At 55.2% G+C, this 20,731-nt stretch carries 23 protein-coding genes; 13 read left to right on the top strand and 10 right to left on the bottom strand.

Annotation, left to right across the window (positions count from 1 at the left end; genetic code table 11):
- Nucleotides 1-33: 33 nt before the first annotated feature.
- From kdgK to yhjD, 3 genes are all read right to left on the bottom strand, one after another.
- Nucleotides 34-966 (bottom strand): 2-dehydro-3-deoxygluconokinase, encoded by a 933-nt coding sequence (kdgK, locus tag DZE2538_RS19160; RefSeq protein WP_019845355.1) that lies wholly within the window; start codon nt 964-966, stop codon nt 34-36.
- Between the two features lie 183 nt (nt 967-1,149).
- Nucleotides 1,150-1,353, bottom strand: a complete 204-nt coding sequence (locus tag DZE2538_RS19155; protein WP_019845356.1) for a 2-hydroxymuconate tautomerase family protein — start codon at nt 1,351-1,353, stop codon at nt 1,150-1,152.
- A gap of 31 nt (nt 1,354-1,384) precedes the next feature.
- Nucleotides 1,385-2,362, bottom strand: coding sequence for an inner membrane protein YhjD (gene yhjD / locus DZE2538_RS19150; protein ID WP_019845357.1), 978 nt, complete (start codon nt 2,360-2,362; stop codon nt 1,385-1,387).
- Nucleotides 2,363-2,577: 215 nt separating this feature from the next.
- Here yhjD and DZE2538_RS19145 point away from each other — a divergent pair, with 215 nt between their 5' ends.
- The gene (locus DZE2538_RS19145) at nt 2,578-3,795 is read left to right on the top strand and encodes an MFS transporter (protein WP_023641040.1); all 1,218 of its coding nucleotides are present in this window, start codon (nt 2,578-2,580) and stop codon (nt 3,793-3,795) included.
- Nucleotides 3,796-3,852: 57 nt separating this feature from the next.
- Here DZE2538_RS19145 and DZE2538_RS19140 read toward each other — a convergent pair whose 3' ends face one another.
- Both DZE2538_RS19140 and DZE2538_RS19135 read right to left on the bottom strand, forming a co-directional pair.
- Nucleotides 3,853-4,416 (bottom strand): DcrB family lipoprotein, encoded by a 564-nt coding sequence (locus DZE2538_RS19140; RefSeq protein WP_019845358.1) that lies wholly within the window; start codon nt 4,414-4,416, stop codon nt 3,853-3,855.
- A 189-nt stretch (nt 4,417-4,605) separates the two neighbouring features.
- Entirely contained in the window at nt 4,606-5,274 is a 669-nt protein-coding gene (locus DZE2538_RS19135; protein WP_038917009.1) for a 7-cyano-7-deazaguanine/7-aminomethyl-7-deazaguanine transporter, read from the bottom strand.
- Between the two features lie 382 nt (nt 5,275-5,656).
- Between DZE2538_RS19135 and tusA the strand changes: the two genes are divergently transcribed.
- On the top strand, nt 5,657-5,902 hold the full coding sequence (tusA, locus tag DZE2538_RS19130) for a sulfurtransferase TusA (protein WP_019845360.1): 246 nt from the start codon (nt 5,657-5,659) through the stop codon (nt 5,900-5,902).
- Between the two features lie 63 nt (nt 5,903-5,965).
- Here the strand turns inward: tusA and DZE2538_RS19125 are convergent, their stop codons facing one another.
- A complete protein-coding gene (locus DZE2538_RS19125; RefSeq protein ID WP_019845361.1) occupies nt 5,966-6,595 on the bottom strand; it encodes a lysoplasmalogenase in 630 nt (209 codons plus the stop codon).
- A 310-nt stretch (nt 6,596-6,905) separates the two neighbouring features.
- On the opposite strand from DZE2538_RS19125, the gene DZE2538_RS19120 reads away from it, so the two are divergent.
- A complete protein-coding gene (locus DZE2538_RS19120; protein ID WP_038917008.1) occupies nt 6,906-7,232 on the top strand; it encodes a DUF1820 family protein in 327 nt (108 codons plus the stop codon).
- Nucleotides 7,233-7,287: 55 nt separating this feature from the next.
- Here the strand turns inward: DZE2538_RS19120 and DZE2538_RS19115 are convergent, their stop codons facing one another.
- Entirely contained in the window at nt 7,288-7,569 is a 282-nt protein-coding gene (locus DZE2538_RS19115; protein ID WP_023641036.1) for a DUF1145 family protein, read from the bottom strand.
- Nucleotides 7,559-8,182: a 16S rRNA (guanine(966)-N(2))-methyltransferase gene (gene rsmD / locus DZE2538_RS19110; RefSeq protein WP_019845363.1), complete on the bottom strand. Its 624-nt coding sequence runs from the start codon at nt 8,180-8,182 to the stop codon at nt 7,559-7,561. The genes DZE2538_RS19115 and rsmD overlap by 11 nt, the downstream gene beginning before the upstream one ends.
- A gap of 298 nt (nt 8,183-8,480) precedes the next feature.
- On the opposite strand from rsmD, the gene ftsY reads away from it, so the two are divergent.
- The 4 genes from ftsY to rpoH all read left to right on the top strand — a co-directional run bounded on the left by ftsY (nt 8,481) and on the right by rpoH (nt 12,711).
- Nucleotides 8,481-9,875, top strand: a complete 1,395-nt coding sequence (ftsY, locus tag DZE2538_RS19105; RefSeq protein ID WP_038917007.1) for a signal recognition particle-docking protein FtsY — start codon at nt 8,481-8,483, stop codon at nt 9,873-9,875.
- 5 nt (nt 9,876-9,880) lie between these two features.
- A complete protein-coding gene (gene ftsE, locus DZE2538_RS19100; protein WP_012886636.1) occupies nt 9,881-10,549 on the top strand; it encodes a cell division ATP-binding protein FtsE in 669 nt (222 codons plus the stop codon).
- A complete protein-coding gene (gene ftsX / locus DZE2538_RS19095) occupies nt 10,539-11,516 on the top strand; it encodes a permease-like cell division protein FtsX (RefSeq protein WP_019845365.1) in 978 nt (325 codons plus the stop codon). Before ftsE ends, ftsX begins: the two co-directional genes overlap by 11 nt.
- A gap of 337 nt (nt 11,517-11,853) precedes the next feature.
- Nucleotides 11,854-12,711: an RNA polymerase sigma factor RpoH gene (gene rpoH / locus DZE2538_RS19090; RefSeq protein WP_012886634.1), complete on the top strand. Its 858-nt coding sequence runs from the start codon at nt 11,854-11,856 to the stop codon at nt 12,709-12,711.
- 131 nt (nt 12,712-12,842) lie between these two features.
- On the opposite strand, the gene panM is transcribed toward rpoH, so the two are convergent.
- Nucleotides 12,843-13,262 carry an aspartate 1-decarboxylase autocleavage activator PanM gene (panM, locus tag DZE2538_RS19085; protein ID WP_016942787.1) on the bottom strand — a complete coding sequence of 140 codons (420 nt, stop codon included), beginning with the start codon at nt 13,260-13,262 and terminating at the stop codon, nt 12,843-12,845.
- Between the two features lie 403 nt (nt 13,263-13,665).
- On the opposite strand from panM, the gene DZE2538_RS19080 reads away from it, so the two are divergent.
- The 6 genes from DZE2538_RS19080 to DZE2538_RS19055 all read left to right on the top strand — a co-directional run bounded on the left by DZE2538_RS19080 (nt 13,666) and on the right by DZE2538_RS19055 (nt 19,799).
- On the top strand, nt 13,666-14,778 hold the full coding sequence (locus tag DZE2538_RS19080; protein ID WP_023641033.1) for a branched-chain amino acid ABC transporter substrate-binding protein: 1,113 nt from the start codon (nt 13,666-13,668) through the stop codon (nt 14,776-14,778).
- Nucleotides 14,779-14,856: 78 nt separating this feature from the next.
- Nucleotides 14,857-15,783: a high-affinity branched-chain amino acid ABC transporter permease LivH gene (gene livH, locus DZE2538_RS19075; protein WP_012886631.1), complete on the top strand. Its 927-nt coding sequence runs from the start codon at nt 14,857-14,859 to the stop codon at nt 15,781-15,783.
- Nucleotides 15,780-17,051, top strand: a complete 1,272-nt coding sequence (locus DZE2538_RS19070) for a high-affinity branched-chain amino acid ABC transporter permease LivM (protein ID WP_023641032.1) — start codon at nt 15,780-15,782, stop codon at nt 17,049-17,051. Before livH ends, DZE2538_RS19070 begins: the two co-directional genes overlap by 4 nt.
- Nucleotides 17,048-17,818, top strand: coding sequence for a high-affinity branched-chain amino acid ABC transporter ATP-binding protein LivG (gene livG, locus DZE2538_RS20985; RefSeq protein ID WP_012886629.1), 771 nt, complete (start codon nt 17,048-17,050; stop codon nt 17,816-17,818). Before DZE2538_RS19070 ends, livG begins: the two co-directional genes overlap by 4 nt.
- Nucleotides 17,819-17,824: 6 nt before the next feature.
- Complete coding sequence (livF, locus tag DZE2538_RS20980; RefSeq protein ID WP_016942790.1) at nt 17,825-18,526, top strand: high-affinity branched-chain amino acid ABC transporter ATP-binding protein LivF; 702 nt, start codon at nt 17,825-17,827, stop codon at nt 18,524-18,526.
- An 88-nt stretch (nt 18,527-18,614) separates the two neighbouring features.
- Nucleotides 18,615-19,799: an aminotransferase-like domain-containing protein gene (locus DZE2538_RS19055; RefSeq protein WP_012886627.1), complete on the top strand. Its 1,185-nt coding sequence runs from the start codon at nt 18,615-18,617 to the stop codon at nt 19,797-19,799.
- 47 nt (nt 19,800-19,846) lie between these two features.
- Here the strand turns inward: DZE2538_RS19055 and DZE2538_RS19050 are convergent, their stop codons facing one another.
- Nucleotides 19,847-20,731 (bottom strand): fumarylacetoacetate hydrolase family protein, encoded by an 885-nt coding sequence (locus DZE2538_RS19050; protein WP_019845372.1) that lies wholly within the window; start codon nt 20,729-20,731, stop codon nt 19,847-19,849.

Raw genomic sequence — 20,731 nt, 5'->3', positions numbered from 1 at the left:
GCGTTTTTGGTTTCTTCGGCGCTATAGCGCTGTTCAGGCGGGCATGGCTTCCAGCGGGATAATGGCACCGCGGTATTGAATCACGGTACTGGCAGTCAGGTGACCGCGTTTGGCGGCCTCTTCGGCACTGCCACCATTGAGACGTACTGACAGGTAACCGGCGCTAAATGAGTCACCCGCCGCGGTGGTATCGACGACGTTCTCTTTCGGCAGTTTAATGGCCGGAATTTCCAGCAGTGATTCGCCCTGAATAGACACCAGGCAGGAATCTGCGCCACGTTTGACAACCACTTCGGTCACGCCAGCGCCGTGGGTGCGGTTGAGCACCTCATCTATCGGCATCTCACCCCACAGCATATCTTCGTCATCCAGCGTCAGGAAAGCGATATCGGTGCAGGCCAGCATCGCGCTGTACGACTGACGGGTTTCTTCCTTGCTTTGCCACAGACGCGGGCGATAGTTGTTGTCGAAAATCACTTTGCCGCCGTTGGCGCGGCACGCACGCAACACGGCCAGCAGACGTTCGCGACTGTGCTGGTTGAGGATAGCCAGGCTGATACCGCTCAGGTAGATGTAGTCGAATTTCGCCAGTTGCTGGCTGATGGCTTCGGCATCCGGGCTTTCCAGCCAGTAACGGGCGGCAGCGTCGTTACGCCAGTAGTAAAACGTACGCTCGCCGGTAGCGTCGGTTTCGATGAAATACAGCCCCGGTAATTTGTTGTCCAGACGTTGGATCAGATCGGTTTTGACCCCTTCCTGTTGCCAGGACGCCATCATTTCACTACTGAAGGAGTCGGTGCCCAGTGCGGTGACGTAGTGCACACCGAGCGCGTCTGGTTTTACCTGACGGGAGATATAGACGGCGGTGTTGAGGGTATCGCCACCAAAGCCACGGTTAAGATCCGCGCCTTTTTGTGACAGTTCAATCATGCACTCGCCAATAATCGCAATGTTCTTCATCGTCATGACAGCTGACCTGTAAAAAAGAGAAGGTGAACCCAATGGAAACTAGCGCCAGTCTCAACATTACACAGCGTAGAGTCAATAGCGATGAAACGATGTTTTATTTTTTCATGATATGGATCGGGAAAACCGCTTGTAATCCCGATCCTTGCCGCAGAGTGAACGGTTAATACAGTGTGTTTCCTGTTATGACTGCGGCTGGCGGCGCTCGGTAACGCTCTGTCCGCCAATACCCCAATTGTCGGTTTCCACTTCATCGATAATGACGACAGTGGTGGCCGGATTTTTCCCCAGCGTATCGACCAGCAACTGCGTTACACCGGCAATCAGCTGTTTCTTTTGTTCGGCGCTGGCGCCGTCTTTGGTGATGCGAATATTAACGAATGGCATGGGGTACTCCTGGTTATCAGCGTGGTACACGTCAGGCATCGGGTAACGGTGCCTGTCGGCTGGCATCGTTTTTCGGGGTTGCCGTGGCTATCCAGGCGGCGCAGAACAACGTCAGGCGTGCAAAGAAGTAGAAAAATGTCATCAGGCCGATAACGGAACCAAACGCGGCACCGGAAGGTGAGGTCGCCAGTTTGGGTAACGCCACCGTCATGGCGAATTTCAACACTTCAAAGCCGATGGCTGCCATTAATGTGCCGCGTAGCAGCGGTGTGCGTCGGGGATTATGGCGCGGCAACACCCACAGTATCCACAAAAACAACAGATAGTTGGCGAAAATAGAGATGGATAACGCAATTAACGTCATGGCCGGTCGCAGCCATTCAATGCCGCCCAGACCCAACGCCCGCACAATGGTGGCCTGCGCGCTACCCGCGACCGAGGTGAGAAAGAGCGTGATCCCCAGTGCCAGCAGCAACCCAATCAGCGACAGGAAGTCCCACAGATAGCGCAGATACAGTTTCTCTTCTTCATGGGGCTGGCGCTCCCACACATCGCGTGACTGAGCGCGAATCGCCTCGCGCAGGTTGCCTATCCAGTTAACGCCCGAATACAGCGCTATCAGCAAGCCGGTCAGTCCGACAGTCGTGCGCTGGCGTACGGCGGTATTCACGGTGTTCTTCAGGGTACGGGCCAGGTTCGGGTCGCTGATGCTGTTGACGATACGGTTGATAAGCCCCGTCAGCAGGTCGGGGTTGGAGGCCAACACAAACCCAACCGTGGCGAACGACACCATCAAAATCGGAATCAACGACAGGAATGAAAAGTAGGTGATAGCGGCACCGAACTGGTTACCCATGCGGTCGTTAAAGCGTTCTCCTGCACGGATAAGATGCGCGATAGTCGGTACCGACCGGATGCGATGTAGCCAGCGGGCCAGACGGCCGGGTTGTTGATGCGGCGCACCCTGTTCGGTCGATGACGTGTGCGGGGCGGCGGGCTTCACAGGCATGCAGTTTCTCCTGGACGTAATACGCTTGCTGAGTATAACGCAGGCGCACTGTCGTTATGTCAACGTCGTGCTCATGTAAACGTTATCGCGTAAAGAAGTTATATCACCCGGATTGATGCTGAAAGACGAAAATGTCTTGTTTATACTCGGAATCTTAACGTTGTCTGTCTGCCGCGTTCGCCTGTCGACGCGACCCGAAAGCGAGCCTATCCGTCATGCCAGTTGCCACTCCGCCTGTAGCGCCGAAACCCTCTCCCGGTGGCTTACGTTTGAATTTACGCATCATGTCTGTGGTGATGTTTAATTTTGCCAGTTACCTGAATATTGGTTTGCCGCTGGCGGTATTGCCGGGGTATGTGCATGAACACCTCGGGTTTAGCGCATTCTGGGCCGGTTTGGTTATCAGCCTGCAATATTTTTCTACCCTGCTCAGTCGTCCTCGTGCTGGTCGCCATGCCGATGAAAAAGGGCCAAAGCAGGTGGTGGTGTTTGGATTGACGGGAGTACTGCTAAGTGGCGTGTTCTATGCGCTGGCCTCCTGGAGCGACAACTCACCGATGCTGGCGCTGGTCTTACTGTGCGCGGGTCGTCTGATTCTCGGAATAGGGCAGAGCTTTGCCGGGACCGGCGCCACGCTATGGGGCGTTGGTGTGGTCGGGTCGTTACACATTGGCCGGGTGATTTCGTGGAACGGTGTGGCGACTTACGGCGCGATGGCGATTGGCGCGCCGCTAGGGGTATGGATTTATCATCTGGGTGGATTGCGTTTGCTGGCACTGGTGATTGTAGTGGTGGCCGGTACGGCGATTTTACTGGCGCTGCCGCGTCCGGCGGTTACGGTCACGCCGGGTAAGAAACTGCCGTTTCGTGAGGTACTGGGTAAGGTCTGGTTGTATGGTGTGATTTTGTCGCTGGCATCCGCAGGATTTGGCGTGATTTCAACGTTTATCACGTTGTTTTACGCCAGCCATCAGTGGGAGGGTGCCGCGCTGACCCTGAGTGTGTTCAGTTGTGCTTTTGTTGGTACACGGCTGTTGTTCCCGAATGTGATTAGCCGTTTTGGTGGCCTGCGCGTAGCACTGGTCTGTTTTGTGGTGGAAGGTGCCGGTCTGCTGCTGGTGTGGCTGGCGTCTTACCCACTGATGGCGGAAGTGGGCGCGTTTTTCGCTGGTGCCGGGTTTTCACTGGTATTCCCGGCGCTGGGCGTGGTGGCCGTCAAAGCGGTATCCGCACAGAATCAGGGCAGCGCGCTGGCGACATATACCATCTTTCTTGATCTCTCACTGGGGGTGGCAGGACCGGCGGCGGGCGTCATGATGGCCTACACCCCTATCGATACTATCTATCTGGCTGCGGCGGTACTGGCGTTAGTGGGGTTGTTGCTGACGGTGCGGTTGTCGTTGCGTGTGGGGCAGGAAGGTCGCGTGGGGTGAGCATATTCCCGCCGTCAGCCATTGCTGGCGCGGCGGGATAATCGAGAAGACGTCGAATCAGTTCAGTTTCAGCGTACTGATTATCTTGCCTGCGTCAGTCTGCGCCTGAGACACGTTATCTGCTGGCAGGGTGATTTGCAGCGTCAACAAGCGACTGTCTACTTTAGCCAGTACGATGGATGAGAAGGCTTTCTGTCCATTGCTGGTCATGACACTGTCTAATTGTTGAATCTGATGACCGTTGATCTCAGTCGTTTTGTTGCCCAGTACCTGAAGGCTGGCGTCGCGGTTACGTTGCTGTTGTTCCAACCGTTGGCCCAATGCTGGCAGGTCCAGCGGTGTGTCATCACCGATAATCACGATGATGGCTTTCTGGCCGCTCTGATCCGCATAAACGTGCATGTTGTTGTTCTGATTGCCCAGTTTACCACTTTGGTCGCTCACGCCGTCTGGCAGGGTAAAGCTCAGTTTACCGGAGAGCAGGGACACATTCTGCACGGTGGTTTTTTCTGCCGCCGGGTTAGCGGCTGGCGCGGTGGCTTTTTTATCACTGTTGCCGTCACAAGCAGCCAGTGTAGCGGCCAGCAGACCAATACCGATATATTTCGCTAAGTTTGGCATGGGTATCCTTTCTTTCATCACGAACAAAAACAGAAGTGGCGCTATGGCACCTGATTCGGGGCATAAAAACAAGCGTTTTGTTATTACGCTGGCTGTTATTACGCCCGAATCAGGTTGAGGCAGGCAATTTTCCGGCTATTCCGAAACCCCTTTCTGGGCGGGAAAATCCGTTTTACATAAAAACGTGTATCAGGCGGCCTGATTCTGGAACGGCGAGCTACCTGGCTGGCTCAGGCGGCGCAGCAACATGTTGAGTAGTACGCCGTACATCGGCAGGAAGAAGACCAGGTTGATGGCGATCTTGAAGAAATAATCTACCGTCGCGATTTCCATCCAGTGGGTCGCCATGAACGGGTCGGTACTGCGATAAAAGGCGATAAAGAAGAACGCGATCGTATCGCTCAGGTTACCAAACACCGCGGAGGCTGCTGGGGCCACCCACCAGGCTTTGAGCTGACGCAGGCGGTTGAAAACGTGTACGTCGAGAATCTGACCCAGCACATAAGCCATCAGGCTGGCGGCGGCGATACGTGCGACCATCGGATTCACCTGACTCAGCGCGCTGAAGCCCTGCCATTCACCTTTATAAAACAGGGAAGAGACCAGATATGAGGTGATCAGTGCCGGTACCATCACGGTCAGAATGATGCGGCGGGCCAGCGGCGCACCGAAAATGCGTACCGTCAAATCAGAAGCCAGAAAGATAAACGGGAAGGTAAAAGCGCCCCAGGTGGTGTGAAAGCCAAAAATCGTAATGGGCAACTGCACCAGATAGTTACTGGAAATAATGACCAGAATATGGAAGAGCGACAGCCAGCATAGCGCTGTCAGCCGCTGTTGCGCGGAGAACTGAAACATAATGTGACCTTTTTTTGGTTATTGGGGTGAGGGAACCCAGACTATTGCCTCGTCATACCCGCCATGTTTCAGGTTACCGCCGCCCTGGTCGTCCTTGTTTCACCTGAATAACTGGCTCAGATAAGCTCAGGATGAGACGTTCGGTTTCTGCCGTGCGGTAACTTGCGTTATTTAGGGTATATGCGTCTTTTTAACGCTAACGTGTCGGCATCATACCGCGTTGTTGCGGCTTTGCAATGCTTAGTCAGCGCATCATTTTTGTGCTTATAATTCATGTTCGGCGGGTGGCTTGCACCCCCTCGCGGGAAGCGTAAACTACGCTGCAATAACGATGCCGCATAACTACGCCGCACTGTATTCGATAAGCATAATGAGACACTGAATGACCGATATTTTCGCCAATCCAGACCACACGCTGGACGCACAAGGACTGCGCTGCCCGGAGCCGGTGATGATGGTGCGCAAAACGGTGCGCAAGATGGAGACCGGGCAAACGTTGTTGATCATCGCCGATGACCCGGCGACTACCCGCGATATTCCCGGTTTTTGCCGTTACATGGAGCATGAGTTGCTGGCGCAAACGACCGAGCAACTGCCGTATCGTTATTTGTTGCGTAAAGGCGCGTAACTCAACACGCCACTAAACGCGTCACTAACGATGTGCCCCCGGTTGGCCGGGAGGCCGCTGTTATCAGACGTAAAGCGAACGCACTATCAGGAAATGGCCGCCAAAGTAACAGATAGCCATCAATGCCTGATAGGCGCGGAAGCTAACGCGAAAATGATTCACCAGCCAGATGGCGTGGCCGACGAATAACAGCAGCGTGCCTGCCAGTAACGAGAAGTTGGCGGCGTTGCCCAGCGAAAAATAGTGCTCCCCTGCCACCCATGCCATAAAGGCGGTGACTAATACCAGCGCGGTGACCATCAAACGCTCGGCTTTCAGCCGTGACCACAGCAGTGCCAGGAGCAGCGCCGACAGCAGTATCAGCGCCAGCGGCAATGGCCAGAATAAGCCCAGCGAAGGCTGAACGGTGAAAAAACTGATGGTGTAGAGCACATGCGCTGCCAGATAGGCGGCCAGCGCAAACCGCACTTTCTCGCCCGACAGCTGTAACAGCGCGTCACCTATCAGGGTGGCGGCCAGCCCCAACACGACCAGATAGCCGGGGATACCGAGTTGCGGTGTCTGCCAGACCATCAGCATCATCAACAGCAGGGTGAGCGGTTTGAACAACCAGCGCTGCCAGACCGGGCCTCGATAGCTGGCATCGACATACAGCCAGCCAGAAAAAAATACGGCAATAAAAGACCAGAGCATAGGGTGTCCTTTAATCGGGTAATCGGGTGAATAAGACGCCGCCCCGTCGTGTCGCGAAAGTCGGCGTGTTCGCTTTTTGTTGGCCAGCCCGGCAGTGTGGAGGCACGCCGACAGGCGTTGCCTGTCTAAGTCATGTCCGGTCAACGTGTTGTCACCTAAGTATAGGTAGAACCTGATAGCGGGGCAGGGGCGATCCGCGATCTCGACCGGTCTGCCGGTGGAGAGGCGTCAGGCTTCATGCTATGTTAGCGGCCAGTTTTTGTGACGGAATGATGATACCCGACAACCAGCCGGGGGAGACGAACTTTTAATGAGCAATGAACCCGTACTTTACCGTATCCAGTTCATCAATAATGGTAAGAACTATCAGCTATATGTGCGCGAGCTGGTGCAGAGCAGTCTGTTCGGATTTATTGAAATTGCCGACTTCGTTTTCGATAACCAGTCTGCGGTACTGGTTGATCCCACCACGGAAAAACTGAAAACGGAGTTTGCCGGTGTGGGCCGCAGCTATATTCCGCTTCAGGCGGTTATCCGTATTGATGCGGTGACCGGGCGTGATCGCGATAGTGCGCGTATTTCAGACCTGGGCGATAACGTTACCCATTTCCCTTATTTGCCCGGTAAAAAAACCTAAGCTATCCGGTGGCGCGTGGCGCGCCACCGTGTCCCTGCTGATAGGCGGTTTGCCGTTAGCGTTTTTTACGCGGCGGCACGGGTTGTTTGCGCTGCCAGTCCAGTAATTCGAATACCCCAAACAGAAAGATGCGCAACTGCAACATCCCGCTGAGCGGCGGGGCGTCTTTGGGTTGACTGGCTTTGAGCAGCAGAAATTGCACGCCGTGCATCAACAGCATGAATCCCATTGCCAGCACCATGAAAATGTTCAGTGGGCGTGGAAAGGGATGAATCAGGTTCAGAATCAAGAATCCCCATATACCCAGCATCAGCAGTCGGCCAAAGTTAATCCAAATGCTCATCGTTGCCTCCAGGCGTTGCGTCAGATGCGTGACGGATATAAAGACGATAGGAAACCTGTCCTGCGGTTTTTTCCCGGTGTAGCGACCAGGTGGGCGGAATGGCCAGCATGCGGTTTTCCGCCTCGGTTTCGATATAGATCCAGGCTTCTTCCGCTAGCCAGTCACCGGCTTCCAACAGCCGCAGTGTGTCGTCTAACAGGCCACGGCGAAATGGCGGGTCAAGAAACACCACATCGAAAGGACGCGCCGACGACGGTTTAGCCAGCCATTGCAGCGTGTCGGTGTTCACCACCTCGGCGTTATCTGCACGCAGCAGTGCCAGGTTTTGCGTCAACTGACGTGCAACATTGCGCTCGGCTTCCAGCAGCGTGGCGTGGGCGGCGGCACGGGACAGCGCCTCCAGCCCCAGCGCGCCGCTACCGGCAAAACAGTCCAGACAACGAGAGTGTGCAATCACCGGTGCGAGCCAGTTAAACAGGGTCTCACGTACGCGGTCGGTGGTAGGGCGTAAACCGGGGCTGTCCGGCACGGGGAGTTTTCTGCCACGCCATTGCCCGCCGATGATGCGGATTTGGCCGGGTGCGGATGTCGCTTGATGTTTTGCCATAACCTGTATTTTGCTGAAAAGGGTACCGGCGGGCTGCCCGTCGGATTTTGTGAGGCGTTATTTTAACGGTGGTGGCCGGTGTAGCAAATGTAAAGATGCAGTTAATGGGAGGAAACGCGGAAAAATCCCCCAAATTCGCAGATTTGTCGGTTGTTTGACACACCTGGTTACGGAGATTGTCACTCTCCCCGGTGGTCCGGCGCGTGTTGCTGGCGTCGGGAAAGTGTTAAACTCGTTGTTTTATTGACTTCATTGGTTATTGATCAGCCGCACTGGGTGGCAGGAGCGCAATTACACGATGGCGAAAGAGAAAAAGCGCGGATTTTTTTCCTGGCTGGGATTAGGGCGTCAGGACGAAGAGCAAACCGAACAATCGCAACCGGTGCCGGAAGCGACACAGACCGCAGAGCAGACTGCGGATGACGTAACGCCTGCGGCAGTGGCATCGGTACAGAATATCAGTGAAAACGTACCCGAGCAGCCGGTACAAGACGCGGTGATAGCCGAAACGGCGCAAACGCCGTTGTCAGATGCGCAACCGTTGGACACGGCAGTAGAAGCATCAACCGCAGCACCCGAACAACCGGCGATGACGCTGGTAGCCGATACGCCAGATGCTGGTGTAGAGGATGAGGTCGCCGTTGACGCCGACGCAGTAGACGACACCGAAACGCCAGATGACGCGCAAGTCGAGGAGCAGGCTGAACCCGAGCACGATACGGTAGCGGCGATGGCGGCACCGGTTGTGTCGCAAGAGCAGGAACGCCCAACCAAAGAAGGTTTTTTTGCCCGCCTCAAGCGCAGCTTGATTAAGACCCGTCAGAATCTGGGTTCAGGATTTGTCGGTCTGTTTCGCGGTAAGAAAATTGATGACGATCTGTTTGATGAGTTGGAAGAACAACTGCTTATCGCCGATGTCGGGGTGGAAACCACCCGCAAAATTATCGCCCGTCTGACCGAACATGCCAGCCGCAAGCAACTGAAAGATGCCGAAGCGCTGATCGCGTTGCTGAAAGCGGAAATGAGCGAGATTCTGGCGAAAGTGGACATGCCGCTGGCTATCGACAGCAAGACGCCATTCGTCATTTTGATGGTCGGCGTCAACGGGGTGGGGAAAACCACCACTATCGGCAAGCTGGCGCGTCAGTATCAGGCGCAAGGCAAATCGGTGATGCTGGCGGCGGGCGATACGTTCCGCGCGGCGGCAGTAGAGCAGTTGCAGGTGTGGGGCCAGCGTAACAATGTGCCGGTAGTGGCGCAGCACACCGGTGCGGATTCCGCCTCGGTGATTTTCGATGCGTTGCAGGCTGCGAAAGCGCGTGGTGTCGATGTGCTGATTGCTGATACTGCCGGTCGTTTGCAAAACAAATCGCACCTGATGGAAGAACTGAAGAAAATTGTGCGCGTGATGAAGAAGCTGGATGAAGACGCACCGCACGAAGTGATGCTGACGCTGGATGCCAGTACCGGTCAGAACGCGGTCAGTCAGGCCAAACTGTTTAATGAGGCGGTTGGGCTCAGTGGCATCACGTTGACTAAACTGGATGGCACCGCCAAGGGCGGCGTGATCTTCGCTATCGCCGATCAGTTCGGCATTCCTATCCGCTACATCGGGGTGGGAGAGAGTATCGATGATTTAAGGCCGTTCAAGGCGGATGATTTTATTGAAGCCTTGTTTGCCCGTGAGGATTAAAACGGATGATTCGGTTTGAGCAGGTCAGTAAGGCGTACCTCGGTGGTCGCCAGGCGTTGCAGGGGGTGGATTTTCATATCCGCCCGGCTGAAATGGTATTTCTGACCGGTCACTCTGGTGCGGGGAAAAGTACCCTGCTGAAGCTGATTTGCGGGATTGAGCGCCCCAGCGCGGGCCATATCCTGTTTGGCGGTCACGATATCAGCCGTCTGAAAAAACGTGAGGTGCCGTTCTTGCGTCGGCAGATCGGGATGATCTTTCAGGATCACCATTTGCTGATGGATCGCACGGTGTATGAAAACGTCGCTATGCCGCTGATTATCTCCGGTGCCAGCGCCGAGGATATCCGTCGCCGCGTGTCGGCGGCGCTGGATAAGGTCGGACTGCTCGACAAGGCGCGCAGCTACCCGATTCAGCTCTCTGGCGGTGAACAACAGCGTGTCGGCATTGCCCGGGCGGTGGTGAATAAGCCTGCCGTACTGCTGGCGGACGAACCGACCGGCAACCTGGATGACGCGCTCTCCGAAGGCATTCTGCGCTTATTTGAAGAGTTTAACCGCGTGGGCGTCACCGTGCTGATGGCAACGCATGATACCGGGCTTATCGCCCGTCGCCATTATCGGGTGCTGACGTTGGCGCAAGGTCGCATGCTGGGAGGTCACGATGGCGAATAATACCCGCACGCAGCGAACCGCCAACAACACCAAATCCAAGTCCCGTGCTTTGCAAGGAGGCTGGCAGGAACAGTGGCGGTACGCGTGGGCTAATACCCTGCGCGATATGTTGCGTCAGCCGCTGGCTACGTTATTAACCATCATGGTGATCGCCATTTCACTGACACTGCCCAGCATCTGTTATCTGGTGTGGAAAAACGTCAGTCAGGCGGCGTCACAATGGTATCCCACACCGCAATTGACGGTGTATCTGGACAAGTCGCTGGATGACAACGCCGCCGAAGCGGTGATGGGCAAAATCAAGGCGGAAGATGGCGTAGATAAGGTCAACTACCTGTCACGCAAGGAAGCGATGGGCGAGTTCCGTAACTGGTCCGGTTTTGGCGGCGCGCTGGATATGCTGGAGGAAAATCCACTGCCGGCGGTGGCCATTGTCTCGCCGAAGCTGGGCTTCCAGTCTAACCAGACACTCACGACCTTGCGCGATCGCATCGCCGCTATTCAAGGGGTGGATGAAGTGCGCATGGACGACAGCTGGTTCTCTCGTCTGGTGGCGTTGACCGGGCTGGTGGGCCAGGTGGCAGCGACGATAGGTATTCTGATGGTTGTCGCCGTCTTTTTGGTGATCGGCAACAGTGTGCGGCTCAGTATTTTCAGCCGTCGTGAAACCATCAATGTGATGAAACTTATCGGTGCTACCGACGGTTTTATTCTGCGGCCGTTCCTGCATGGTGGTGCGTTATTGGGGTTTTGCGGCGCGGTATTGTCGTTAATCCTGTCGCAGGCGCTGGTCTGGAAGTTATCCGGGGCGGCGGCGCAGGTGGCAGCCGTATTCGGCACCACCTTCACGGTACGCGGGTTGGGCTGGGATGAAGCGCTACTGCTGATTCTGGTCGCGGCGATGATTGGCTGGCTGGCGGCCTGGCTGGCAACGGTACAACATTTACGCCGTTTTACACCGCAATAACCTGTCTCGACGTCTGGCCTGATGGTTTTCTGGTATACTCTTCCCCCGAAGTGCGTGACGCCCGGCGGGGGAAGTGTGTAACTGAGATTGTTAGTTAGAGCCTTCCTTTCTTCGCTGTTCGCCAGCCTGCCTTTCACCGTGCTGCCATCTTGATATGAAAAATAAGATGGTTAAAAATGGTGGAACTTGTGCGGCTCGTCACACTCTAAAGCGGTGGTAAGACACTAAATAGTGTTTAGGCGCAGCAAATCGATTTTTTAGGCACAGAAAGTGCAGCAATTACCGGTATGCTATCCGATGATGTGCAACGTTATGAATGATTAATGAGAGGGGTGGAATGACCAAAGATATGCAAACTTTCGCCTTAGTTCCCCAGGGCAGTCTGGAAGGGTACATCCGTGCCGCCAATGCCTATCCGATGCTGACGGCAGACGAAGAGCGGGCGCTGGCTGAACGACTGCATTATCACGGGGATCTGGACGCCGCCAAGCAGCTGATTCTTTCGCACCTGCGTTTTGTTATTCATGTTGCCCGTAATTATTCAGGGTATGGCCTGCCGCAGGCGGATCTGATTCAGGAAGGCAACATCGGTCTGATGAAGGCGGTTCGTCGCTTTAACCCGGATGTAGGCGTTCGTCTGGTGTCGTTTGCCGTGCACTGGATCAAGGCCGAAATTCACGAGTATGTCTTGCGTAACTGGCGTATCGTCAAGGTGGCGACCACCAAAGCGCAGCGTAAACTGTTCTTTAACCTGCGTAAGACCAAGCAGCGTTTAGGCTGGTTCAATCAGGATGAAGTGGAACTGGTGGCGCGTGAGCTGGGTGTGACCAGCAAAGACGTCCGTGAAATGGAATCGCGTATGGCGGCGCAGGATATGACCTTTGATCCGTCGCCGGAAGATGATGCGCAGCCGGGCCAGCCGATGGCACCCATGCTGTACCTGCAGGATAAGTCTTCCGACTTTGCCGATGGCATCGAAGAGGACAACTGGGAAACCCATGCGGCGGACAAGTTGACCTATGCGCTGGAAGGGCTCGATGAGCGCAGCCAGCATATTATCCGTGCCCGCTGGCTGGACGATGATAATAAGTCCACGTTGCAGGAACTGGCGGATCATTACGGTGTGTCTGCTGAGCGTGTGCGTCAGTTAGAAAAGAACGCCATGAAGAAACTGCGGGCGGCTATCGAAGCGTAACGCTACGCCATTCGCAGACGATACAACGTCTAAACGACCGGGATAGTTCAAACTACCCGGTCGTTTTGTTTTATACCCCAGGCTTTCATCACCGGATGCGCCTGTGGCACGCCACTACTTTTCTTCCTTGTTCACTTCCCTTCCTGATTGACAATGTATTCCCAGCCGCCGGATACCGGATAGAAACCGCAGGATTGCATAAACTTATCCATCACGGCTTCGCTGACCAGGGCATGGTCGGCGGCGTCCAGCCACCACTCTTTCACATCAGGGCAGGCTTTTAGTACCTCTTCGAGCAGATACTTGCCGACGCCATGCCGCCGGGTGGAGGTTCTGACTTGCAGGTCGGTTAACTCTGCGCTGTCGCTATTTGTATCGATTTCGACAATCACCCCGGCCAGCAGGTGGTCGTTAAAACGGGCGGCAAACAGGCGGTGATCATGGTTCAGGTCGCGCTCCAGTGCGTCGAAATTCTGGTGTGGCCAAATGAAAGCCAGGTCATGCCTGTCCTGTTCGCTGATTTTTGTGAGGCGTTCAACCGAGAGTCTCATACGCGGGTACTCCTGTTGATTCTTAAGAATATTGTAGTGTTCCTGTAGAAAAAGGGTTGTGTAACTTTTTCTGTACGGTTAACAGGGAAAAAGGTTTTCCCGGCATTAATTTTTCGAGTAATTAATTATTCTTTGGTATTCAAACCAGCATAACTGACTATTTATAAAGCAAAACTCAAATTTTAAAGATGGTATTTTATTCTGTTTGTGCCGTGTTTTACTGAGAATTACAGTTGATTTACAGCATAAAACTCCTGTTTAATATTATGAATAATAAAGCCTTATTACAAACTATTGCTTATAGTAGAGTCTAACTCGTTATTCCGTATGAAAAAGTGCGAACAATAACGGTTAACGACAATAATTATAGCAATATCCAAAAATGACAGATGGGGTAAAACGGATGAAATTAAGCAAAGGTAACGCATTACTGGTGGGGTGCCTGGCAGCGGCAATGAGCCATGCGGTAAACGCGGCGGATATCAAAGTCGCGATCGTCGGTGCCATGTCTGGCCCGGTAGCGCAGTACGGTGACATGGAGTTTACCGGTGCGCGTCAGGCTATTGCCGACATTAACGCCAAGGGCGGCGTGAACGGTAACAAACTGGTGGGTGTGGAATTCGATGACGCGTGCGACCCGAAACAGGCCGTTGCTGTCGCCAACAAGGTGATTAACGAAGGTATTCACTATGTGATTGGTCACCTGTGTTCGTCGTCCACTCAGCCTGCATCTGACATTTACGAAGATGAAGGCGTGCTGATGATTACACCGGCCGCGACTGCGCCTGACCTGACTACCCGTGGCTACAAGTTGATTATGCGTACCACCGGTCTGGATTCCGATCAGGGGCCGACTGCCGCGAAATATATTCTGGAGCACGTTAAACCGCAGCGTATCGCTGTAGTACACGACAAACAGCAGTATGGCGAAGGCCTGGCTCGTTCCGTGCAGGATAGCCTGAAAAAAGCCAATGCGAATGTGGTGCTGTTCGAAGGGATCACCGCTGGGGATAAAGATTTCTCCACGCTGGTGGCGCGTCTGAAGAAAGAGAACGTCGATTTTGTCTACTTTGGCGGTTACTACCCGGAAATGGGGCAGATCTTACGCCAGGCTCGTGCGGCAGGCCTGACGACCAAGTTTATGGGCCCGGAAGGCGTGGGCAACTCGTCGCTGTCCAACATTGCTGGTGATGCTTCTCAAGGCATGCTGGTCACCTTACCTAAACGTTATGATCAGGTACCGACCAACCAGCCGATCGTTGACGCGCTGAAAGCCAAGAAACTGGATCCGACTGGTCCGTTCGTGTGGACGACCTATGCCGCGTTGCAGTCGTTGAGCACGGCAATGCAGCGTACCGGCAGCACCGAGCCTGCCAAACTGGCCGCTGACCTGAAAGCCAAGTCGGTAGACACGGTGATGGGCCCGCTGAGCTGGGACGAAAAAGGCGACCTGAAAGGGTTTGAATTTGGCGTATTCGAGTGGCATGCGGACGGTACTTCTTCTCCGGCGAAGTAATTAACCGAACCCGTATTACTCCCAATACCGATGCCCCCTCAGCCGTCAGGCTGCGGGGGCAATGTCTAAGGTTAAGGTATGTCCGAGCAGTTCCTCTATTTCTTTCAGCAGATGTTCAACGGCGTGACGTTGGGCAGCACCTATGCGCTGATTGCCATTGGCTACACCATGGTTTACGGCATTATCGGCATGATTAACTTCGCCCACGGCGAGGTGTACATGATCGGTAGTTATGTTTCTTTTATCGTGATTGCGGCGTTGATGATGATGGGCATCGACGCTGGCTGGCTATTGATTGGCGTCGCGTTTATCGCAGCGGTGGTGATCTCCAGCGCCTACGGTTGGAGTATCGAGCGTGTGGCTTACAAGCCAGTGCGTAATTCCAAACGTCTAATTGCACTGATTTCCGCCATCGGGATGTCGATTTTCCTGCAGAACTACGTCAGTTTGATGCAGGGGTCGCGTGACGTGGCGTTGCCGAGCCTGATCCAGGGCCAGTGGGTGTTGGGTGAAAGCAACGGCTTTGCCGCGACGCTCTCTGCGATGCAACTGACTATCTGGGTCGTCACCTTTCTGGCGATGCTGGCACTGACGCTGTTTATCCGCTACTCCCGTATGGGACGCGCCTGCCGTGCCTGTGCGGAAGACCTGAAAATGGCGAGCCTGCTCGGTATCAGTACCGACCGTGTTATCTCGCTGACGTTCGTTATCGGTGCCGCGATGGCGGCGGTGGCCGGGGTGCTGTTGGGCCAGTTCTATGGCGTGATTAACCCCTATATCGGCTTTATGGCGGGTATGAAAGCGTTTACCGCTGCTGTGCTGGGCGGTATCGGCAGCATTCCGGGGGCGATGATCGGTGGCCTGATTCTCGGCATTGCAGAGTCGCTGACGTCTGCCTACCTCAGTACCGAATATAAAGATGTGGTCTCCTTTGCGCTGTTGATCGTGGTGCTGCTGGTGATGCCGACCGGGATTCTGGGCCGTCCGGAGGTGGAAAAGGTATGAAACTGCACACGCTGGTTAATGCTGTGGTCTCAGCGCTGGTACTGCTGGTGCTGGCGACATTCCTGATGGGGATGCAACTGAGTCTCGATGGAACCCGTCTGGTGGTACACGGCGCGGAAAAAGTACGCTGGATGTGGATTATCGCTGCCTGCGCGCTGGTGTTCCTGTTTCAATTACTGCGTCCTGCACTGGCGCAAGGGGCGAAGAAAGTTTCCGGCCCCAGTTTTGTGCTGCCGAGCTTTGACGGCAGTACGCCACGGCAAAAACTGCTGGCGCTGGCGTTGGTTATCGCCGCCATCGCCTGGCCGTTCGTGGTGTCGCGCGGGACGGTGGATATCGCCACGCTGACCATGATTTACATCATTTTGGGTCTCGGCCTGAACGTGGTGGTGGGGTTGTCTGGTCTGCTGGTGCTGGGTTACGGCGGTTTCTACGCCATCGGCGCTTACACCTACGCGTTGCTGAGCCATTATTATGGCCTTGGTTTCTGGCAGTGCCTGCCGCTGGCAGGGCTGACGGCCGCGTTGTCCGGTTTCCTGCTCGGGTTCCCGGTACTGCGCTTGCGCGGTGACTATCTGGCGATCGTCACCCTCGGGTTTGGCGAGATTGTGCGTATCCTGCTGCTCAACAATACCGGTTTTACCGGTGGTCCGAACGGCATCAGCCAGATTCCGAAGCCGACGTTCTTCGGTCTGGAGTTTAACCGTACTGCGCAAGGCGGTTGGGATACTTTCCATCACTTCTTTGGCCTGCGCTACGACCCTAGCGACCGCATTATCTTCCTGTACATGGTGGCGCTGTTGCTGGTGGTGTTGACGTTGTTCGTCATCAACCGCCTGCTGCGTATGCCGCTGGGCCGTGCCTGGGAAGCGCTGCGTGAAGATGAAATTGCCTGCCGTTCGCTGGGTCTGAGTCCCACCAAAATCAAACTGACGGCGTTTACCATCAGTGCGGCATTTGCGGGTTTTGCCGGGACGCTGTTTGCTGCCCGTCAGGGCTTTGTCAGCCCGGAATCCTTCACCTTTGTGGAGTCGGCGTTTGTGCTGGCTATCGTGGTGCTGGGTGGGATGGGCTCGCAGTTCGCGGTGATTCTGGCGGCCATCCTGCTGGTGGTATCGCGTGAGCTGATGCGTGACCTGAATGAGTACAGCATGTTGGTACTGGGTGCGCTGATGGTACTGATGATGATTTGGCGGCCACAAGGGCTGTTACCGATGAAGCGTACGCAGATCAAGTTGCAGGTTGAGAAGAAGGAAGAGCAGGCATGAGCACGCAGCCATTATTGTCGGTCCGGGGCCTGATGATGCGCTTCGGCGGCCTGCTGGCGGTCAACAACGTCGAGCTGGATTTGCATCAGGGCGAGATAGTGTCGTTGATAGGCCCTAACGGTGCCGGTAAAACCACGGTATTTAACTGCCTGACCGGTTTCTATCGCCCGACTGGCGGCACTATTGTGCTGCGGGACCAGCATCTGGAAGGCTTGCCGGGACAGCAAATAGCCCGTATGGGGGTGGTGCGTACCTTCCAGCATGTGCGTCTTTTTCGCGAAATGACCGTGATTGAGAACCTGCTGGTCGCTCAACATCAGCACCTCAAAAGTGGGGTGTTCGCCGGTCTGTTAAAGACACCGGCGTTTCGCCGTGCCGAAGCGGATGCCCAGCAGCGTGCCGCCGTCTGGCTGGAGCGCGTGGGGTTGCTCGAACTGGCGAACCGTCAGGCGGGAAATCTGGCGTATGGTCAGCAGCGTCGGCTGGAGATCGCCCGTTGCATGGTGACCCGCCCGGAACTGCTGATGCTGGATGAACCGGCCGCCGGTCTGAACCCGAAAGAAACGGAAGAGCTTAACGAGCTGATTATCGACCTGCGCGGCAATCATCAGGTTTCCGTGCTGTTGATTGAGCATGACATGAAGCTGGTGATGGGGATTTCTGACCGAATTTACGTGGTGAATCAGGGGACGCCGCTGGCAAACGGCACCCCGGCTGAAATTCGTAACAACCCGGATGTTATCCGTGCATATCTGGGTGAAGGATAAAACGTTATGTTGTCATTGAATCAGGTTTCTGCGCACTACGGCAAAATTCAGGCGTTGCATCAGGTCAGCCTGCATATCAATCAGGGTGAGATCGTGACGCTGATTGGCGCCAACGGTGCGGGTAAAACCACCCTGTTGGGCACACTGTGCGGCGAGCCGCGTGCCTCGCAAGGGTCTATCGTGTTCGACGGCAAAGACATTACCGACTGGCAGACGGCGCGCATTATGCGTGAAGCCATCGCTATCGTGCCGGAAGGCCGTCGGGTGTTTTCCCGCATGACGGTAGAAGAGAATCTGGCGATGGGCGGGTTCTTCGCCAGCCGTGAACAGTATCAGGAGCGTATTGCACGCGTGTACGACCTGTTTCCACGGTTGTTTGAGCGTCGCGCCCAGCGTGCCGGGACCATGTCCGGCGGCGAACAGCAAATGTTGGCTATCGGCCGTGCGCTGATGAGCCAGCCGCGTTTGTTGTTGCTGGACGAACCCTCGTTGGGGCTGGCACCGATCATCATTTTGCAGATTTTCGACACCATCCAGCAGTTGCGCGAAGAAGGCATGACCATCTTCCTGGTGGAGCAGAATGCCAATCAGGCGCTGCGTTTGGCGGACCGCGGCTATGTGCTGGAAAACGGCCGTGTGGTGTTGGAAGACACCGGTGATGCTTTGTTAGCTAACGAAGCCGTGCGTTCTGCCTACCTTGGTGGTTAAATTACTGCTCACGTGAGACACCTCATCGGGCCGGGTTTTACCGGCCCGCTTTTCTACCATCTTTTTAAAAAAATAAGTGAGATTTAACATGTCAACGGATGGGTTACTGGCGCAGCGCATGGCGCGCCTGAAAAGCTCCGCGATTCGTGAATTGCTCAAGCACAGCAAAATGGACGGCGTGATTTCGTTGGCGGGCGGCATTCCTTCTGATGCGTTATTTGATTTCCAGGGACTGAATGAAGCGACTCAACAGGCGATTACCGAGCAGCCAAAATCGGCGTTTCAGTATGGCCTGACCGAAGGCAGCCCGTTGTTGCGTGAGCGTATCGCTGAGCTGTGTGCGCTGCGTGGCGTACAAACGCAGGCGCAGGACATTGTGGTGACGGCCGGTTCCCAGCAGGCGCTGGATCTGGTGATGCGTGCCACCGCCAACCCGCAGGATATCTTTGTGGTGGAGCGCCCGACCTATCTGGCGGCACTGCAAACGCTGCAACTGGCAGAAGCACAGGTGATGTCGGTGTCGTCTGACGAAAACGGCATGGTGGTGGATGAGCTGGCCGCACTGCTCGAAACCACGCGTATCAAAGGTGTCTATCTGGTGCCGAACTTCGGCAACCCGAGCGGCGTTACCCTGAGCGCAGACCGTCGCCGTCAACTGGTGGCGCTGGCGGCCCGTCACGATTTCCTGATCGTAGAAGACGACCCGTATGGCGAGTTGCGTTTCACCGAGGAACGCCATGCCACGATTTACCAATTGGCGAAAGAAGCCGGTCATGCCGACCGCGTGGTGTATACCTCGTCGTTTTCCAAAATTCTGGCACCGGGGCTGCGTTTAGGCTGGGCGATTCTGCCGGAATGGCTGCTGCATAACGTGGCGATTATCAAACAGGCCGCCGACCTGCATGCCAGCTCATTATCCCAAACTATCGTGGAGTTTTATCTGGGAAGTGGGCGCTTACCTGCACAGATCGATACCATCCGTCAGGCTTATCGTCGCAAAGGCGAACTGTTGTCTGAATTGATGGCGCATGAGCTGGGCGATGTGATTAGCTTCAACCAGCCCAAAGGCGGTATGTTCCTGTGGGCGCGTTTCCGTCAGCCGTTTGATACCACCGCCTGGCTGCAGAAAACGCTGGAGCAAGGCGTGGTGTTCGTGCCCGGCGAGTTCTTCTTTGCCGATAAACCGGACCACTCCACGCTGCGTTTGTCGTTCGCTACCGCGACTGAAGAGCAGATGCATGAAGCGGTGGCACGTCTGCGCCGTGCGTTGTAAACGGATACCTCAATCGATGATGACCGCTGCCGTCCGGCAGCGGTTGTTCAGACAGTATACGGTTCCGGGCGCAATACCTGGGGGTTCTGTGCAGGTTGCGGCGTCGAGATGCGATTAACCAATCGGCCAATGCCACTGATTTCCACCTCCACCACATCACCTTCGTGCATGAATAGCGGCGGTGTGCGTTTTTTGCCTACGCCACCCGGTGAACCCGTGATAATCACATCGCCGGGTGACAACGGCGTAAACCGGGAAATGTACTCAATCAGTTCTGCAACGGAACGCACCATATTGCCGGTGTGGTCATGCTGCACCCGATTGCCATTCAGGTAGGTGCTGATGCCCAGCTGTTGCGGGTCGCCAATCTCATCGCTAGTCACCAGCCAGGGGCCAAAACCGCCGGTGTGACGCCAGTTCTTACCGGAAGTGAACCAGGTGTACTGCATATCGCGTACTGAGCCATCCATAAAGCAACTGTAACCCGCCACCACCGATAATGCCGTCTCCCGGCTGACGTTGTCGGCATGTTTGCCGATAATCACTGCAAGCTCGCCTTCGTAATCAAATTCGTTGGTGGATTGCGGTTTGAGTAGGGGTTGCCGATGGCCGCTCAGGGTGTCGGCAAAACGGATAAACAGGGTGGGCGCATCCGTGGTTTGTTCAAACTCGATGCGTTTTTCCATGTAATTCATGCCGACGCACAGGATTTTTGATGGCCTTTCGATGACCGGGAGATAGGTGACTTCATCGAGATAAAAATCAGCCCCAGCAGTATGGGGTAAGTTCGCCAGCGCATTTGCGCGTAATACCGCAGCCAGATCGCTAAAGCGACCGGACAGGCGGCGGCCGAGGTCGATAAGCCCGTTGTCGTTGACGATACCGAAGGTTTTCGCACCGCTTTGCGGGTTGATAAAACTCGCCAGTTTCAT

The organism is Dickeya zeae NCPPB 2538 (assembly GCF_000406165.1).
GTDB classification, from domain to species: Bacteria; Pseudomonadota; Gammaproteobacteria; order Enterobacterales; family Enterobacteriaceae; genus Dickeya; species Dickeya zeae.
The sequence above is the reverse complement of the archived record's forward strand: the minus strand, read 5'-3'. Positions and strand labels throughout refer to the sequence as shown.

Coding starts and splice junctions, on each gene's coding strand:
- kdgK (WP_019845355.1), bottom strand. CDS start 966: ATGACGATGAAGAACATTGCGATTATTGGCGAGTGCATGATTGAACTG.
- livF (WP_016942790.1), top strand. CDS start 17,825: ATGTTGTCATTGAATCAGGTTTCTGCGCACTACGGCAAAATTCAGGCG.
- rpoH (WP_012886634.1), top strand. CDS start 11,854: ATGACCAAAGATATGCAAACTTTCGCCTTAGTTCCCCAGGGCAGTCTG.
- DZE2538_RS19055 (WP_012886627.1), top strand. CDS start 18,615: ATGTCAACGGATGGGTTACTGGCGCAGCGCATGGCGCGCCTGAAAAGC.
- DZE2538_RS19145 (WP_023641040.1), top strand. CDS start 2,578: ATGCCAGTTGCCACTCCGCCTGTAGCGCCGAAACCCTCTCCCGGTGGC.
- panM (WP_016942787.1), bottom strand. CDS start 13,262: ATGAGACTCTCGGTTGAACGCCTCACAAAAATCAGCGAACAGGACAGG.
- DZE2538_RS19050 (WP_019845372.1), bottom strand. CDS start 20,731: ATGAAACTGGCGAGTTTTATCAACCCGCAAAGCGGTGCGAAAACCTTC.
- DZE2538_RS19140 (WP_019845358.1), bottom strand. CDS start 4,416: ATGCCAAACTTAGCGAAATATATCGGTATTGGTCTGCTGGCCGCTACA.
- DZE2538_RS19120 (WP_038917008.1), top strand. CDS start 6,906: ATGAGCAATGAACCCGTACTTTACCGTATCCAGTTCATCAATAATGGT.
- ftsE (WP_012886636.1), top strand. CDS start 9,881: ATGATTCGGTTTGAGCAGGTCAGTAAGGCGTACCTCGGTGGTCGCCAG.
- DZE2538_RS19080 (WP_023641033.1), top strand. CDS start 13,666: ATGAAATTAAGCAAAGGTAACGCATTACTGGTGGGGTGCCTGGCAGCG.
- DZE2538_RS19070 (WP_023641032.1), top strand. CDS start 15,780: ATGAAACTGCACACGCTGGTTAATGCTGTGGTCTCAGCGCTGGTACTG.
- livG (WP_012886629.1), top strand. CDS start 17,048: ATGAGCACGCAGCCATTATTGTCGGTCCGGGGCCTGATGATGCGCTTC.
- DZE2538_RS19135 (WP_038917009.1), bottom strand. CDS start 5,274: ATGTTTCAGTTCTCCGCGCAACAGCGGCTGACAGCGCTATGCTGGCTG.
- ftsY (WP_038917007.1), top strand. CDS start 8,481: ATGGCGAAAGAGAAAAAGCGCGGATTTTTTTCCTGGCTGGGATTAGGG.
- ftsX (WP_019845365.1), top strand. CDS start 10,539: ATGGCGAATAATACCCGCACGCAGCGAACCGCCAACAACACCAAATCC.
- yhjD (WP_019845357.1), bottom strand. CDS start 2,362: ATGCCTGTGAAGCCCGCCGCCCCGCACACGTCATCGACCGAACAGGGT.
- DZE2538_RS19155 (WP_019845356.1), bottom strand. CDS start 1,353: ATGCCATTCGTTAATATTCGCATCACCAAAGACGGCGCCAGCGCCGAA.
- livH (WP_012886631.1), top strand. CDS start 14,857: ATGTCCGAGCAGTTCCTCTATTTCTTTCAGCAGATGTTCAACGGCGTG.
- DZE2538_RS19125 (WP_019845361.1), bottom strand. CDS start 6,595: ATGCTCTGGTCTTTTATTGCCGTATTTTTTTCTGGCTGGCTGTATGTC.
- rsmD (WP_019845363.1), bottom strand. CDS start 8,182: ATGGCAAAACATCAAGCGACATCCGCACCCGGCCAAATCCGCATCATC.
- tusA (WP_019845360.1), top strand. CDS start 5,657: ATGACCGATATTTTCGCCAATCCAGACCACACGCTGGACGCACAAGGA.